The 15,703-nt window shown below is 69.5% G+C and carries 11 protein-coding genes and 1 pseudogene; 6 read left to right on the top strand and 6 right to left on the bottom strand.

All coding sequences use genetic code 11. The annotated features are described in order from the left end of the window. Window positions 1-19: 19 nt before the first annotated feature. Window positions 20-2,572, bottom strand: a complete 2,553-nt coding sequence (clpB, locus tag AC1DWC_RS22685) for an ATP-dependent chaperone ClpB (protein ID WP_477911651.1) — start codon at window positions 2,570-2,572, stop codon at window positions 20-22. Window positions 2,573-2,724: 152 nt separating this feature from the next. Beyond that, window positions 2,725-3,483, bottom strand: a complete 759-nt coding sequence (locus tag AC1DWC_RS22690) for an alpha/beta hydrolase (RefSeq protein ID WP_477911653.1) — start codon at window positions 3,481-3,483, stop codon at window positions 2,725-2,727. A gap of 746 nt (window positions 3,484-4,229) precedes the next feature. Here AC1DWC_RS22690 and AC1DWC_RS22695 point away from each other — a divergent pair. The 5 genes from AC1DWC_RS22695 (at window position 4,230) to AC1DWC_RS22715 (ending at window position 11,236) form a co-directional block, all read left to right on the top strand. Beyond that, window positions 4,230-5,570 carry an NAD(P)/FAD-dependent oxidoreductase gene (locus AC1DWC_RS22695; protein WP_477911703.1) on the top strand — a complete coding sequence of 447 codons (1,341 nt, stop codon included), beginning with the start codon at window positions 4,230-4,232 and terminating at the stop codon, window positions 5,568-5,570. 17 nt (window positions 5,571-5,587) lie between these two features. Continuing rightward, window positions 5,588-6,343 (top strand): DUF1365 domain-containing protein, encoded by a 756-nt coding sequence (locus AC1DWC_RS22700; protein ID WP_477911705.1) that lies wholly within the window; start codon window positions 5,588-5,590, stop codon window positions 6,341-6,343. After that, window positions 6,340-7,623, top strand: coding sequence for a class I SAM-dependent methyltransferase (locus AC1DWC_RS22705; protein WP_477911655.1), 1,284 nt, complete (start codon window positions 6,340-6,342; stop codon window positions 7,621-7,623). Before AC1DWC_RS22700 ends, AC1DWC_RS22705 begins: the two co-directional genes overlap by 4 nt. Before the next feature lie 29 nt (window positions 7,624-7,652). Continuing rightward, window positions 7,653-8,438 (top strand): DUF1295 domain-containing protein, encoded by a 786-nt coding sequence (locus tag AC1DWC_RS22710; RefSeq protein ID WP_477911707.1) that lies wholly within the window; start codon window positions 7,653-7,655, stop codon window positions 8,436-8,438. Window positions 8,439-8,998: 560 nt separating this feature from the next. Continuing rightward, window positions 8,999-11,236 carry an NADP-dependent isocitrate dehydrogenase gene (locus AC1DWC_RS22715; RefSeq protein ID WP_477911657.1) on the top strand — a complete coding sequence of 746 codons (2,238 nt, stop codon included), beginning with the start codon at window positions 8,999-9,001 and terminating at the stop codon, window positions 11,234-11,236. Between the two features lie 152 nt (window positions 11,237-11,388). Here AC1DWC_RS22715 and AC1DWC_RS22720 read toward each other — a convergent pair. After that, a pseudogene (locus AC1DWC_RS22720) lies at window positions 11,389-12,906 on the bottom strand (AMP-binding protein); the annotation flags it as partial. Between the two features lie 159 nt (window positions 12,907-13,065). Here AC1DWC_RS22720 and AC1DWC_RS22725 point away from each other — a divergent pair. Continuing rightward, entirely contained in the window at window positions 13,066-13,821 is a 756-nt protein-coding gene (locus tag AC1DWC_RS22725; protein ID WP_477911659.1) for an FAD-binding oxidoreductase, read from the top strand. Window positions 13,822-13,882: 61 nt separating this feature from the next. On the opposite strand, the gene AC1DWC_RS22730 is transcribed toward AC1DWC_RS22725, so the two are convergent. Genes AC1DWC_RS22730 through AC1DWC_RS22740 form a run of 3 tightly spaced genes read right to left on the bottom strand, consistent with a single transcriptional unit; the run spans window position 13,883 to window position 15,703 of the window. Then, on the bottom strand, window positions 13,883-14,524 hold the full coding sequence (locus AC1DWC_RS22730; protein WP_477911661.1) for a Dabb family protein: 642 nt from the start codon (window positions 14,522-14,524) through the stop codon (window positions 13,883-13,885). Next, window positions 14,517-14,864: a hypothetical protein gene (locus AC1DWC_RS22735; RefSeq protein ID WP_477911663.1), complete on the bottom strand. Its 348-nt coding sequence runs from the start codon at window positions 14,862-14,864 to the stop codon at window positions 14,517-14,519. Before AC1DWC_RS22735 ends, AC1DWC_RS22730 begins: the two co-directional genes overlap by 8 nt. A 5-nt stretch (window positions 14,865-14,869) precedes the next feature. Next, on the bottom strand, window positions 14,870-15,703 hold the full coding sequence (locus AC1DWC_RS22740) for a mycofactocin-coupled SDR family oxidoreductase (protein ID WP_477911665.1): 834 nt from the start codon (window positions 15,701-15,703) through the stop codon (window positions 14,870-14,872).

A 15,703-nucleotide genomic window follows, 5' to 3' on the forward strand; every position in this document is an offset into this window, starting at 1 on the left:
GCATCGCTTTGTGCGGGGCTCAGCCCAGCGTCAGGCCGTCACCGTCCGCCGTGACGTTCACCGGCACGACGTCGCCGTCCTTGATCTCGCCGGCCAGCAGCAGCTTCGCCAACTGGTCGCCGATCGACTGCTGCACCAGCCGGCGCAGCGGTCGCGCACCGTACTGCGGGTCGTAGCCCCGCTTGGCCAGCCACGCCTTCGCCGGCTGCGAGACCTCCAGCGTGAGCCGCCGGGCGGCGAGCCGCCTGGCCAGCTGGCCGAGCTGGATGTCGACGATGGACTCGAGCTGCTCCTCCGAGAGCGGGTCGAAGATCACCACGTCGTCGAGCCGGTTGATGAACTCCGGCTTGAACGCGTGCCGCACCGCATCCATGACCTGCTCCTTGGTGCCACCGGCACCGAGGTTGGACGTCAGGATCAGGATGGTGTTGCGGAAGTCCACCGTCCGGCCCTGGCCGTCCGTCAGGCGTCCCTCGTCGAGGACCGCCAGCAGGATGTCGAACACGTCGGGGTGCGCCTTCTCCACCTCGTCGAAGAGCACCACCGTGTACGGACGCCTGCGCACCGCCTCGGTGAGCTGACCGCCGGCCTCGTAGCCGACGTAGCCGGGCGGGGCACCGACGAGCCGTGCCACCGAGTGCTTCTCGCCGTACTCGGACATGTCGATCCGGACCATCGCGCGTTCGTCGTCGAACAGGAAGTCCGCCAACGCCTTTGCGAGCTCGGTCTTGCCCACGCCGGTCGGTCCGAGGAACAGGAACGAGCCGGTCGGCCGGTTCGGGTCCGCGACTCCGGCCCGGGCCCGGCGCACCGCGTCGGAGACTGCCTGCACCGCGTCGGCCTGCCCGACGACCCGCTTGCCGAGCTCGGACTCCATCCGCAGCAGCTTGGCGGTCTCGCCCTCCATCATCCGGCCGGCCGGGATGCCGGTCCACGCCGCCACCACGTCCGCGACGTCGTCGGGTCCGACCTCCTCCTTGAGCATGACGTCGCCGTCGCTGGCGCCTCCCGACGCCTCGACCGCCGCCTCGAGCCGCTTCTCCAGCTCGGGGATCCGGCCGTAGCGCAGCTCCGCGGCCTTGCCCAGGTCGCCGTCGCGCTCGGCCCGGTCCGACTCGCGGCGCAGCGTCTCGAGCTGCTCCTTGACCTCGCGGACCGAGTCGATGGCCTGCTTCTCGTTCTGCCACCGGGTGCTCAGCTGCCCCAGCTTCTCGCGGGCGTCCGCGAGCTCCTGCCGCAGCTTGGCGAGCCGCGCCTTCGACGCCTCGTCGGTCTCCTTGGCCAGCGCCATCTCCTCGATCTCCAGCCGGCGCACGATCCGCTCGATCTCGTCGATCTCGACGGGCCGCGAGTCGATCTCCATCCGCAGCCGCGACGCGGCCTCGTCGACCAGGTCGATGGCCTTGTCCGGCAGGAACCGGGAGGTGATGTACCGGTCCGAAAGGGTCGCCGCCGCAACGAGAGCGGAGTCGGTGATGCGCACGCCGTGGTGCACCTCGTAGCGCTCCTTGAGACCGCGCAGGATGCCGACGGTGTCCTCCACCGACGGCTCCCCGACCAGCACCTGCTGGAAACGGCGTTCGAGCGCCGCGTCCTTCTCGATGTACTTGCGGTACTCCTCGAGGGTGGTCGCACCGACCATGCGCAGCTCGCCGCGGGCCAGCATCGGCTTGATCATGTTGCCGGCGTCCATCGCGGACTCACCGGTGGCACCGGCACCGACGATGGTGTGCAGCTCGTCGATGAACGTGATGACCTGTCCGGCCGAGTTCTTGATGTCGTCGAGGACGGCCTTGAGCCGCTCCTCGAACTCGCCGCGGTACTTCGCCCCCGCGACCATCGAACCGAGGTCGAGGGAGATCACGGTCTTGCCGCGCAACGACTCCGGGACGTCACCCGCCACGATCCGCTGGGCCAGGCCCTCCACGATCGCGGTCTTGCCGACGCCCGGCTCGCCGATCAGCACCGGGTTGTTCTTGGTGCGGCGGCTGAGTACCTGGACCACCCGCCGGATCTCGGTGTCGCGCCCGATCACCGGGTCGAGCTTGCCGGAGCGGGCGGCTTCGGTGAGGTCGGTGCTGTACTTCTCCAGCGCCTGGTACGAGCCCTCGGGATCCGGACTGGTGACCCGGGCACTGCCGCGCACCGCGGTGAACGCGTCACGCAGCGCCTGCGCCGTAGCGCCATGTCCGACAAGCAGTTTCGCGACGTCGGAGTCGCCGTCGGCGAGCCCCACCATGAGGTGTTCGGTGGACACGTACTCGTCGTCGAGCTCGGTCGCCAGGCGCTGGGCGGCGGTCAGCGCAGCGAGTGCCTCACGGCCCAGCTGCGGGGTGGCGGTCGCACCGGTCGCCTTGGGCAGCCGGTCGACCATGGTCTGTGCCTCGCGGTGCACCACCGCGGGGTCGACGCCGACCGCCTTGAGCAGCGGTGCGGCAATGCCGTCGGTCTGGTCGAGCAGGGCCACCAACAGGTGCGCCGGACGGATGTCCGGGTTCCCGGCGGCGGACGCGGACTGCAAGGCCGCAGTCAAGGCCGCCTGAGTCTTGGTGGTCGGAGAAAACGAGTCCATGGTCACCCCTAACGGAAGACGTATGTCGTCGCCGTCGAGCCTAGGTGTGGCCGGTCGGCGCTGTCACATGTCCCAACACACAAAGAGTTGAGTCTGTTCCGCTCAAGTCTAAAAACTTTCGACCGTCGGCAATTCCTAGGCAAACCACCCGGTCACAGGCCCGCACCCACCCGGTACGCCTCGAGCCGCGCGGTCAGCTCCGCCGGGTGGGCCAGCGCGGGCAGGTGCCCGCCGTCCATCTCGTCGGCCACGATCCCGAGGCGCTCGCGCACCATCCGGCGCTGAAAGCCGGCGGGAAAGAAGCGGTCCTGCCGGCACAGCAGGAACCGGGTCGGCACGTCCGGCCAGGAGGGCATCGGAAGTTGCTGCTCGAACGGGGTGTCGGACTGCCCGCGCGCGCCGTCCGCCAGCACCGTCTCCAGCAGCTCCGGCGGCAGGTCGTGCAGAAACGTTGTCACCGGATCGAATTCGGCGTCGGGGTCGCGTCCCTCGCGTTCGTCGAGCGCCCGGCGCGCAGCCTCCTGCCCGGTGTTCGACCACCACTCGCCGGGCGACTCTCCCGCCGCCGGGACCATCGCCGCCACGAGTACGACCAGTGCTACCGCCACTCGCCCGCAAACCAGCGGCGCGGTGAACCCCGCCATCGACTGCGCCACCAGGATCGGCCCCGCGCGGTCGCCGATCGCGTCGACCACCACGTCTGTGTACTCGGCGAACCCGGCGGAGTCGTCGTCGACCGGCAGGTCCGGGGTCAGCACCTCGTGGCCGCGCTCGCGCAGCCGCGGCGCGACGAACTGCCAGTAGGACGAGTCGGACCCGGCGCCGTGCAGCAGGACGTAGGTGGCCATGGTGGCCAATTCTGCGCCGGGCGACTGCTCCTCGGCCAGCGAACGCCGACGTAACACGCCCATGGTTGATGCGTTGGGGTCCGCGACAGCCCGGATCAGAGACGTTCCTCAGACGCTGACGAGGAGGGGCCCACGCCAACCTCCTCTACCCCCAAACCGCGCCGGCCGCACCGCCAGACTCCCCAAAAATCGGACATATTGATGATGATCATTGTCACACTTCCTCTGCGGATGGTTTCAGGTTTGAATTACTCGCCACCCCGACCGGGGTGACGCCGATCTGCGCTGCGCGCAACAGAAAGGGATCTTCATGACCTCGTCGGACACCGTGCCCCTCGCCCTCATCGACCTCGCAGGCAAGGCCTTCGCGGCACTCGCGGGCCTGGCTGCCAGCTGACCGCCGGCTAGCGCGCGCTTTCAATCAGGGGCATCCAGGAGGAGTTGGAAGTGCGCGTCGGGGGTCGAGCTTCGATGAGGTCCCCTGTCTCCGCGCCCGCCTGCACGAGTCCCGCCTTCACTACAACGCACCGTGCGGACGGGGCTCGCCGAAGCCCTCTGTGACGCCCGCGCAGAGCGGCGCTGACGGGCATCTCGAAACACCGGAACGGAACCAACTTTCGATACGCTCCGGTGCCCCAGCCTGGACCCCGCACCGGGGTCGGCGCCCCCGAGCGGCTCTCGGAGCTGCGGCCGACCGCCCAAAGGCTGCGGTTCCCCGTCGGCGACCGGTTGACGTGTCCGACGCACGGCTACCGAGGGTATCCATGACGCGGACCCATCCGGCCGCCCCGCGGCGCCGAACACCCGGTATGGACCGTCCCTCGAAGTCACACCCAGACCCCCTCGCACCGCCACGCACCGTCGCCGTCATCGGCAGCGGCGTCGCCGGACTCACCGCCGCGTACGTGCTGGCCCGACGCGACCGGGTGACGCTCTACGAGGCCGACGAGCGACTCGGCGGGCACGCGCACACCCACGACCTCGAACTCGACAGCGGGACGCGGGTGTCGGTGGACACCGGGTTCATCGTGCACAACGACCGCACCTACCCCACCCTGCTGCGGCTGTTCGACGAACTGGGCGTGGCCACCCAGGACACCGACATGTCGATGTCCGTCCGATCGGACGCGAACGGCCTCGAGTTCGCGGGCGCGAAGGGCCTGACGGGGCTGTTCCCCACGCCGCGCACGCTCACCCGCCCGCGGTACCTGCGCATGCTCGGCGAGGTGGTCCGGTTCCACCGCGCCGCCCGGACCCTGCTGGACACCACGGCATGCGGTCCAGACGAACCGCTCGCCACGTTCCTGGCCCGACATCGGTTCTCGGACTACTTCACCCGGCACTTCGTCACCCCGCTCGTCGCAGCCGTGTGGTCGTGCGCCCCGTCGACCGCGGGCCGCTACCCGGCGCGGTACCTGTTCACCTTCCTCGACCACCACGGGATGCTGACCGTGTTCGGGTCACCCACCTGGCGCACCGTCACCGGCGGCTCTGCCCGCTACGTCGACAAGGTGGCGGCGACACTGGACGAGGTGCTCGTCGGCACCCCGGTGCGCAGCCTCCAACGGGTCGAGGACGGGGTGTGCGTCATCGCCCGGAACGGCGATGTCCGCTGGTACGACGCCGCGGTGATCGCGGTGCACCCCGGTCAGGCCCTGCGGTTGCTGGCCGATCCCACCCCGCTCGAACGCGCCCTGCTCGGGGCGATGCCGTACTCCACCAACCGTGCCCTGCTGCACACCGACACCTCCGTCCTGCCGCACGCCGAGCGCGCCCGCGCGTCCTGGAACTACCTGGTACCGCAGCACACCCGTGGCCCGGAGTCGGTGGTGGTCACCTACGACATGACCCGGCTGATGCAGATCTCCGACGTCACCGACCGGCGTTTCCTCGTCACCCTCGGCGGTGAGGGCCTCGTCGACCCGGCATCGGTCCTGGCCGAGATGACCTACGAGCATCCGATCTACACGCCGGAATCCGTTGCCGCGCAGTCCCGCCTGCCCGAACTCGACAGTGACACGGTGACCTTCGCGGGGGCGTACCACGGGTGGGGGTTCCACGAGGACGGCGCCCGTTCGGGGGCGCTGGCCGCGCGCCGGCTCGGGGTGGACTGGGACGGCGCGCCCGCTCGCGCCGCGACGGTGCGGTGACCATGTCCCCGCCCACGATGTCCCCGCCTGCGATCTACCCCACCCGTATCCGGCACGTCCGCGCCGCGCCGGTCCGGCACTCGTTCGAGTACCGGAGCTACAGCTGGTTCGTCGACCTCGACGAGCTGCCCAGACTGCCCGGGTGGTTGCGGCCGTTCGCCCGGTTCGAGGCGAGCGACCACTTCACGGCGGAAGGGGGTGCCGGCTACGACGCGGCAACCCTCCGCGGACGGCTCGACGGCCACCTCGCCGAGCACGGTATCGACCTGCGCGGCGGCCGAGTCACGGCTCTGCTCAACGCGCGGGTGCTCGGTCACGTCTTCAACCCGTTGAGCCTGTTCTGGTGCCACGACCGGGCCGGCGCCCTGCGGTGTGTGGTCGCCGAGGTCCACAACACCTACGGCGGGCGGCACTGTTACCTGCTCATGCCGGACGGCTCCGGCCGCGCCGAGACCGACAAGGCGTTCTTCGTCTCGCCCTTCAACGAGGTCGACGGTCGCTACACGCTGCGGGTCCCGGAACCGCGCCGCGACCTTGCGGTGTCGGTCACCCTGCACCGCGACGGGCAACCGCCTTTCACCGCGACGATGCACGGGCATGGCCGCCGTGCCACCGCGGCCGCGGTGGCACGGATGCAGTTCTCTGCGCCGATGGCCCCGCTCATGGTGGCGGCGCGCATCCGCGTGCAAGGCATAGCCCTGTGGCTACGCGGGCTGCCCCTCGTCCCTCGCCCGAACCGTTCCCCGCCACGTCACCAGGAGGCCGGCAGATGACTACCTCTGGCACCGAGAACGCCGTCCGCGCACTCGACATCGACGCCAGCCGCTGGCCCGGCATTGCCCAGGTCCGGACCGACACCCGTGCGCGGGTCGCGGGCGCGGTGGCCGACCGACTGTTCCGCCGCGCCGCCTCGAGACTGGACGTGTGGGTGGAGTACCCGGACGGCACCGTCGTCGGATCCGACGAGACAGGACGGATCCTGCCCCGCATGATCATCCACCGGCCCGAGGAGTTCGCCCGGCGGCTCGGCACCGGCGGCCTGGTCGGCTTCGGCGAGTCCTACATGGCGGGTGACTGGGCGTCCCCCGAGCCGGCGGCCGTGCTCACCCCCTTTGCGACGGCCGCCGCGACCCTGGTACCCCGCCCGCTGCAATGGCTGCGCCCGCTGGTGACGGCGAAACACCCTGCCGCCGAACGCAACACCCCGGAGAACACACGCTCGAACATATCCCGCCACTACGACCTGTCCAACGAACTGTTCGAACTCTTCCTCGACCGCACCATGTCCTACTCGAGCGCCCTGTTCGACGAGCCGCCGGCGCAGTGGGCAGACCTGGCCGCCGCACAGCACCGCAAGATCGACCGCCTGCTCGATGCGGCCCAGGTCGGCCCGGGCACCCGCCTGCTCGAAATCGGTACCGGCTGGGGTGAATTGAGCCTGCGTGCCGCGGCGCGGGGCGCCCAGGTCCGCTCGGTCACCCTCTCCCGCGAGCAACAACTGCTGGCCCGCAGGCGGGTGGCGGACGCGGGGCTGTCCGACTCCGTGCAGATCGACCTGCTCGACTACCGCGCGGTGACCGGCGACTACGACGCGATCGTGTCGGTGGAGATGATCGAGGCCGTCGGGTTCGACTACTGGCCCACCTACTTCCGGACGCTCGACCGGCTGCTGATTCCGGGCGGCCGGGTGGCACTGCAGGCGATCACCATGCCGCACGATCGGATGTTGGCCTCCCGCAACACCTACACCTGGGTGCACAAATACATATTCCCCGGCGGCCTGCTGCCCTCCGTGGAGGCCATCGACGCCGTGACCCGCCGGGAGACGTCTCTGCGGGTCGTCGACCGGTTCGCGATGGGGGCACACTACGCGGAGACCCTGCGGCTGTGGCGTGAGCGCTTCGCCGCCCGCGCCGCGCAGGTCACCGAACTCGGCTTCGACGACGTCTTCCGCCGCATGTGGGAGTTCTACCTGGCTTACTCCGAGGCCGGCTTCCGCGGCGGGTACCTCGACGTCCAGCAGTTCGTGTTCGACAAGGAGCCGGACCGGTGACCGCATGGGCGCAGTTCGGGACGATCACCATGGTGAGCGCGCTGCTGCTCGCCGCCCTGCAGGCCGTCACGTTCGCCGTCGGACACCGGGTCGGCCGGTACAACGTGGTGGACGTGTCCTGGGGGCTGGGCTTCGTGCTGGTCGCCGCGGTGTCCGCCGCCCTCGGCGACGGCGATCCCGGTCGCCGCGTCCTGCTGCTCGCACTGGTCACGGCGTGGGGTCTGCGGTTGAGCTGGCACATGCACCGCAAGTCCGCGGGGCGCGGCGAGGACCCGCGGTACCTGGAGTTGCTCGACCGCGCCGGCGGCGCCTCCCTCGGCACGGTCGCCCGCAAGGTCTTCGCGACCCAGGGTGCGGCCCAGTGGTTCGTCTCACTGCCCGTCCAACTGTCGGCGGTTCTCGGACCCACGCACGGGACGGGGCGCGTCGTCCTGGCGGTCGGGGTGGCCGTCTGGGCGGTGGGCGCGACCTTCGAGGCGGTGGGCGACCGGCAACTTCGACTGTTCAAGGCGGACCAGGCAAACCGGGGCCGGGTCATGGACTCTGGGCTGTGGGCGTGGACCCGCCACCCGAACTACTTCGGCGATGCCTGCGTGTGGTGGGGGCTCTGGCTCGTCTGCGCGAGCGTCTGGCCCGGCGCGGTGACGGTGGCGTCCCCGCTGGCGATGACGTACTTTCTGGTCTACGCGACCGGCGCACGACTGCTCGAGCAGTCGATGTCGCAGCGGCCCGGCTACCGCGAGTACCAGGCGCGCACCGGATACTTTCTGCCGCGCTCGCCCCGGGGGCGATCGACGCGAAATCGCCTGCACTGAAAGGAAGTTCACGGTCCGCTTGCCGATGGAGCTCGGACCGCGAACGCCCGTTCCAGCCGCCGCTACGAGGAGCCGAACAGGCCCCTACCTCGCTCGACAACCCGCCGATCTCGCTCGACAGCCCACTCAGTTCACTCGACAACCCGCCGACGTCCGCCGGGACCGTGATGGGCTTGCCGTTCGGCGGTACCGCCTTTTCACCGATCTCCTGCGGTGGATCCGCGATGTCGAAGCGCGCCCAGACCGCCTAGTCCGCTTGGCCGTGAAATCGTGACCGCGTTCCCGGACTGGGTGACGCTACCGCCGACCGGCGCGGCCGGAACCAGCATTCCGGTCACCGTGTCCGCGGACTCGCCCTCCCGAACCACAGAGACCGAGTCCACTCCCCTCGTATCCCGGGCAGCCAACTGTGGCCGGTCTCGCACCCCTTAGCCTGAGAAGAACGTCGCGAACAACGCGCACGACGTGGTACGAGATAGGTGCCACTACTACCACCCCGTGGCTCAGATGAGATGCGAACACAAAACGCGTCTGGCCATGATCGGAGCAATGAACAGAACATGAGCGTGGACCAACCAACCATCATCTACACGCTGACCGACGAGGCACCGATGCTCGCCACGCATGCCTTCCTGCCAGTGATCGAGACATTCGCCGAGGCAGCCGGGATCAACGTCGAGACCCGCGACATCTCCGTCGCCTCCCGCATCCTCGCCGAGTTCGGTGACTACCTGACCGAGGCGCAGCGAGTGCCGGACACCCTGGCCGAACTGGGCCGGCTCACGCAGCTGCCCGACACGAACATCATCAAGCTGCCGAACATCAGCGCCTCGGTCCCGCAGCTGCTCGCGGCCATCAAGGAGCTCCAGGCGCACGGCTACGGCATCCCGGACTACCCCGAGAACCCGAAGTCGGACGAGGAAACCGCGATCAAGGACCGGTACACCACGTGCCTGGGCAGCGCGGTGAACCCCGTCCTTCGCGAGGGAAACTCGGACCGCCGCGCACCCAGGGCGGTCAAGGAGTACGCCCGCACTCATCCGCACAGCATGGGCGAGTGGTCGATGGCATCGCGCACGCACGTCGCCCACATGCGGCACGGCGACTTCTACAACGGCGAGAAGTCGATGACTGTCGACGGCGACCGCGAGGTCAAGATGGAGCTGCTGACCACCAGCGGCGAGACCATCGTCCTCAAGCCGAAGGTGTCCCTCTCCGACGGCGACGTCATCGACAGCATGTTCATGAGCAAGAAGGCGCTCATCGAGTTCTACGAGGAGCAGATGGAGGACGCCCGCAAGACGGGCATGATGTTCTCCCTGCACGTCAAGGCCACGATGATGCGGGTGTCGCACCCGATCGTCTTCGGGCACGCCGTGAAGGTCTTCTACAAGGATGCGTTCGCCAAGCACGGCGAGCTGTTCGACGAGCTGGGCGTGAACGTCAACAACGGGCTCTCCGACCTCTACGCGAAGATCGAGTCGCTCCCCGCATCCAAGCGCGAGGAGATCATCGACGATCTGCACAGGTGCCACGAGAACCGGCCCGAGCTGGCGATGGTGGACTCGGCGCGCGGCATCTCGAACTTCCACTCCCCCAGCGACGTCATCGTCGACGCGTCCATGCCCGCGATGATCCGCGCCGGCGGCAAGATGTACGGCGCCGACGGTCGGCAGAAGGACACCAAGGCGGTGAGCCCCGAGTCGACGTTCTTCCGGATCTACCAGGAGATGATCAACTTCTGCAAGACCAACGGCGCGTTCGACCCCACCACCATGGGCACCGTGCCGAACGTCGGCCTGATGGCACAGAAGGCGGAGGAGTACGGCTCGCACGACAAGACGTTCGAGGTCCCCGAGGCCGGCGTCGCGAACATCACCGATCTCGCCACCGGAGAGGTTCTGCTCACCCAGAACGTCGAGGAGGGCGACATCTGGCGCCTGTGCATCGTCAAGGACGAGCCCATCCGGGACTGGGTGAAGCTCGCCGTCACCCGCGCGCGCAACTCCGGCATGCCGGTCGTGTTCTGGCTCGATCCGTACCGGCCGCACGAGAACGAGCTGATCTCGAAGGTGAAGACCTACCTGCTCGATCACGACACCGAGGGCCTCGACATCCAGATCATGTCGCAGGTGCGCGCGATCAGGTACACGATGGAGCGGCTCATCCGTGGACTCGACACCATCTCGGCCACCGGCAACATCCTGCGCGACTACCTCACCGACCTGTTCCCGATCCTGGAACTGGGCACGAGCGCGAAGATGCTCTCCGTCGTGCCGTTGATGGCCGGCGGCGGACTGTACGAGACCGGTGCGGGCGGTTCCGCCCCCAAGCACGTCAAGCAGCTGCTGGAGGAGAACCACCTGCGCTGGGACTCGCTCGGCGAGTACCTCGCACTTGCCGTCAGCCTCGAGGACCTCGGCATCAAGACCGGCAACAAGAAGGCGACCGTCCTGGCCAAGACCCTCGACGCCGCGACCGGCAAGTTGCTCGAGAACGACAAGGGCCCGTCCCGTACCACCGGTGAGCTGGACAACCGCGGCAGCCAGTTCTACCTGGCCATGTACTGGGCCGAGGAGCTCGCCGCGCAGACCGAGGACGAGGAGCTGCGTGCGCGCTTCGTTCCGCTCGCGGCAGCGCTCGCGAAGAACCTGGACGCGATCGTCGGTGAGCTCAACGACGTGCAGGGCAGCCCGGTCGACATCGGCGGCTACTACGCGCCCGACGCCGACCTGACCGCCGCGGTCATGCGCCCGAGCGCGACGTTCAACGACACCCTGGCGGCCGCGCGCGGCTGAGCCGTACGTGCCGACGAGAAAGGCCCACACCGCTTCCGGGCGGTTGTGGGCCTTGCTCGTCGGTGCGAATCGGGCTCGGCGGCCCGGCAACGGGCCTGTCCGGCGTGSGCGCCGGCCCCCGGCCCGGGGGGCCCCCCCCGCGCGCCCCGGTTGCCGATCGGGGTCAGCGGCAGGGTGTCGACGAAGTCGACGGTCTTCGGCGCGTGCACTGCGCCCTTGGCGTCCTTGACCATCGCGTACAGGTCCGCGGCCTCCACGGTCTGCCCGGCGCGCAGCACCACGCAGGCCTTGACGGCCTCGCCCCACTTCTCGTCGGGCACCCCGACCACCGCGACCGACGCGACCGCCGGGTGCGCGGAGATGACGTCCTCGATCTCCCGCGGGAAGACGTTGAACCCGCCGGTGACGATCATGTCCTTCTTGCGGTCGACGATGAACAGGAAGCCGTCCTTGTCCGCCCGGGCGATGTCACCGGTGTGCAGCCAGCCGCCGCGCAGCGCCTCCGCCGTCTCCTCCGGCTTGTTCCAGTACTCCTTCATCACCAGCGGGCCACGCACGCAGATCTCACCGAGCTCGCCGCGGGGAACCTCGTTCAGGTCGTCGTCGAGGAGCTTGACGTTGAGCCACGGCACCGGACGCCCGCACGATGCGAGCCGCTCCAGGTCCTTCGGGTCGTGCTCCTCCTTGCGCAGCACCGAGATCGTCATGCCGCACTCGGACTGGCCGAAGTACTGGAAGAAGATCGGGCCGAGCTTGTCGATGCCCTCCGCCAGTCGCGTCGGCGACATCGCGGCGGCGCCGTAGAACAGCGTCTCGAGGCTCGACACGTCGCGGGTGGCGAGGTCGGGATGGTCGAGCAGCATGTAGATCATCGTCGGCACCAGCATGGTGGAGGTGATCTTGTACTTCTCGATCGCCTCGAGCACCGCGGCCGGCTCGAACGCGGGGAGCACCACCAGGGAGCCGCCGCGCAGCAGGGTCGGCACGAAGAACGCCATGCCCGCGTGCGAGAGCGGGGTGCAGGCGAGGAAGCGCATCTCCTCGGGGAACTGCCACTCCGCCATCTGGATCTGCGGCAGCGTCACGCCGGAGGCGAAGGTGTTGACGACGCCCTTGGGCTTGCCGGTGGTGCCGCCGGTGTAGACCATGCTCGACGGGTCGCCGCCGTCGACGTCCGCGGCGACCAGGCGGGTCGGCTCGAAAGTCGCGGCCAGGGCGAGGATGTCGATGCCGACCTCGGACGGGCCGAGGGAGAAGAAGTTCTTCAGCGTCGGGACGGCGGCCTTGAGTTCGGCGGCCCGGCCCTCGAACGAGGTCGGATCGAAGATCAGCGTCTCGATCTCGGCGTCCCCGAGAATGTAGGCGTGGTCGTCGATCGAGCCCATCGGCGCGAGGGCGGTGTTGCGGCAGCCGAGGATCATCTGCGAGCCGACGCTGATGAGCACCTCGGGACGGTTCTTCGAGAGCATCGCGACGGTGGAACCCTTGCCGATGCCCTGTCCGGCGAGGGCCTGGCAGAAGCTGCTGATCTGGTCCCGCATCTGGCCGCCGGTGAGCACGACGTCGCCGAGGTAGAGCGCGGGTCGGTCGGTGTTCCGCTCGAGCGCGGTGATCAGCAGGTCCGCCAGGAACTGCGGGCGGTGCAGGTCGGCGTGCTCGTCGGTGGTCATGTACTTCTCCGCTCTGACTGTGGATACGGCCGCCAGGTGGTGGGCGGCGGCCCACGGGTGCATGGTGTTTTTTCACACCCTAGTTCCAGAACTGACACATGTTCTAGTGTTTCTTTTGATTGCGCAGCGCGGCGCGGCGCACGACTACGCTGTAAACCCATGAGCGCGGACGTGGATCAGGACCAGGGTTGGCTTGCGACGGTGGTCCAGCACCATCGACTGCGGCAGGACCTGGCCGTGATCCGGCTCGAGGGTGAGTTCGTCCCGTTCACCGCGGGCCAGTCCGTCTCCGTCGTCGTCCCCCAGATGCCCGCCGTCAGCCGTCGGTTCTCCCCCGCGCTGCCGCCGTCGCTCGACGGCAAGCTCGAGTTCCACGTCCGGACGGTGCCCGCGGGCTGGGTCAGCGGGTCGATCGTCGCCGACACCGCGCCCGGCGACCAGTGGCAGATCAGCGCGCCCACCGGCCGGCTCAACATCGACGACAGCACCGAAGAGGTGATCATGGTCGCGGGCGGGACGGGGCTCGCCCCGCTGCGCGCGATGCTGCTCGAGCTCACCCGCAAGCCCAACCCGCCGCTGGTCTTCCTGTTCGTCGGCGCCCGGCACCCCCGTGACCTCTACGCCTCCGACATGCTGTGGATCCTGGCCCAGCAACTCGACTGGCTGACCGTCATCCCCGTCGTCGAGCAGGTCGAGGACCCGGAGTGGCCCGACGAGTGGCACGAACGCACCCGGGTGGACATCGGTTTCGACGAGGACGACCTCATCCAGGGCACGCTGGCCGAGGTGGTCAGCTCCTACGGCGGCTACACCTCGCACCAGGTGCTGATCTGCGGCTCGCCCGCCATGGTCCGCGCCACCGTGCGCGCCCTGGTCGACACCGGCACCCCGGCCGGGTCGATCCAGGTCGGCTGAGGCGACGCCCGGTCTGGACGACCCAGACTCTGGACCACCCGGCATCCAGACCACCCCGTGCCTAGACCACCGAACCCTCGAACTCGCAGAAGCTGTGGCACACCCGGTCTCGGACGATGATCTCCGGGCACTCCGGGTCGAACCAGCGGTCGACGTGGGCCCAGTGGACCGGGTGCAGGAGGTACGGCCCGGTCAGGGCGTCGAGGTCCGCGAATTCCTGCTCCCACACGTGTGTCCACGCCGAGGCTCCCTCGGCCCGCAGCACCCGAGACAGCTGCCACGACCGGATCGCCGGCACGTACCGGGGCATCCGCAACAGGTCGGCCTCGAACCGTTCGACGGCGGCGTCCGACGCGTCCGGGTCCACCCGCAGCAGCAGCGTCCGGTACACCCCGCCGGAGGTCCGCGGCTCGGTCGTCCCCGCGGCCTCGCCGCGGTACTCGACGCCGTCGACGTGCGCGACGGCCGAGTTGCCCAGCACGGCAGCGACTTCCCGCTCCGCCGCGCGCCAACTGTCCTCGTCGTCGAACTGGAGGTGGGCGAGCAGGTCACCGCCGTTGCGGACGCCGTCGAGCGTCGGGGCGACCAGCACCCGCCGGGCGCCCGCCGCGGCCGCGGCCTCGCGCAGCCCGTCCGCGCACCGCAGTCGCGCGTCTGCGTCGGCAGCGCCGGAGAAGTGGACCAGCTTGGTGGCCTTAAACATCGGAGAGCCCGTCGACGTCCGCCGCGGCGGAGGCCATCGAGCGGGACCGCTCCACGACCAGTTCGTCCATCCGAGTCCACCACCGCCCCAGGGCCGGGTCCGGGCGCCCCCGCAACGTCATCCGCCACCAGGCGTCGGCGCCGTCGAGCGCCCAGGTGACGGTGACCGTGTTGGACTCGTCGTCGAACCAGACCGGCGGGCTCACGAGCACCCGTTCGAGCGTCATGCCCCGCTCCCGGGCGCCGGGCGCGTACTCGGCCAGGTACGCGTCGACGAACTCGCGTGCCCGCCCGGGCCTGGTGACCACCCGGTCGACGACGTACACCTTCGCGCCGGCCATGTCGGTCAGCGGGCTGTGCTGCCGGCGTCGACAGGCAACGCGACCGCGGTGATGTAGCGCGCCTCGTCGGACGCCAGGAACAGCGCGGCGTTGGCGACGTCCACCGGTTCGATCCAGGGCACCTCGAGCATGTTCATCGACACCGCGGACGCCGCGAACTCCTCGCGCGTCGGCGGCCGGTCGAGGTCGGGGCGGAACTTGGACCGCACCAGGTCGTTCTGGATCATCGTGGTGTCCACGTTGGTCGGGTGCACCGTGTTGACCCGAACGTTGTGCGGCGCCAACTCCTTTGCCATCGACCGCATCAGCCCGACCACGCCGTGCTTGGCCGCCGTGTAGTGCGCGACGCCGACCAGCCCGCGCAGGCCGGCGATCGAACTGGTCAGCACCATCGCCCCGCCGCCGCGCTCGATCAGGTGCGGCGCCGACACCGCGCAGGTGTGCCACACCCCGGTGAGGTTGACGTCCAGCATGGTGTTCCAGGTCTGCTCGTCCAGTTCGAGCGCGGCCGCCGAGGAGGTGATCCCCGCGGTGGCGCACACGATGTCGAGGCCGCCGAGCGCCGCGACGCCCGCGTCCACGGCCGCCGCCAGCTGCGCCCGGTCACGGACGTCCACCTCGAAGGCCTCGATGCGTCGCCCGGTCTCCCGCACCAGCGCCACCGTCTCCGCGAGATCCGCCGCGTTCGACGGCGGGATCACCACGGTCTCCACCGGACCGCACAGGTCGACGGCGATCACGTCCGCGCCCTCCTGCGCAAACCGCAGTGCCTGCGCCCGCCCGATGCCCCGGGCCGCGCCGGTGACCAGCGCAACCTTGCCTTCCATTCGACCAGTCAT

It is taken from the genome of Rhodococcus sp. P4_C10, from assembly GCF_056402135.1.

Bases quoted from the DNA above. Each gene is read 5' to 3' on its own strand.
- clpB (WP_477911651.1), bottom strand. From the start codon at position 2,572: ATGGACTCGTTTTCTCCGACCACCAAGACTCAGGCGGCCTTGACTGCG.
- AC1DWC_RS22690 (WP_477911653.1), bottom strand. From the start codon at position 3,483: ATGGGCGTGTTACGTCGGCGTTCGCTGGCCGAGGAGCAGTCGCCCGGC.
- AC1DWC_RS22695 (WP_477911703.1), top strand. From the start codon at position 4,230: ATGGACCGTCCCTCGAAGTCACACCCAGACCCCCTCGCACCGCCACGC.
- AC1DWC_RS22700 (WP_477911705.1), top strand. From the start codon at position 5,588: ATGTCCCCGCCTGCGATCTACCCCACCCGTATCCGGCACGTCCGCGCC.
- AC1DWC_RS22705 (WP_477911655.1), top strand. From the start codon at position 6,340: ATGACTACCTCTGGCACCGAGAACGCCGTCCGCGCACTCGACATCGAC.
- AC1DWC_RS22710 (WP_477911707.1), top strand. From the start codon at position 7,653: ATGGTGAGCGCGCTGCTGCTCGCCGCCCTGCAGGCCGTCACGTTCGCC.
- AC1DWC_RS22715 (WP_477911657.1), top strand. From the start codon at position 8,999: ATGAGCGTGGACCAACCAACCATCATCTACACGCTGACCGACGAGGCA.
- AC1DWC_RS22725 (WP_477911659.1), top strand. From the start codon at position 13,066: ATGAGCGCGGACGTGGATCAGGACCAGGGTTGGCTTGCGACGGTGGTC.
- AC1DWC_RS22730 (WP_477911661.1), bottom strand. From the start codon at position 14,524: ATGTTTAAGGCCACCAAGCTGGTCCACTTCTCCGGCGCTGCCGACGCA.
- AC1DWC_RS22735 (WP_477911663.1), bottom strand. From the start codon at position 14,864: ATGGCCGGCGCGAAGGTGTACGTCGTCGACCGGGTGGTCACCAGGCCC.
- AC1DWC_RS22740 (WP_477911665.1), bottom strand. From the start codon at position 15,703: ATGACTGGTCGAATGGAAGGCAAGGTTGCGCTGGTCACCGGCGCGGCC.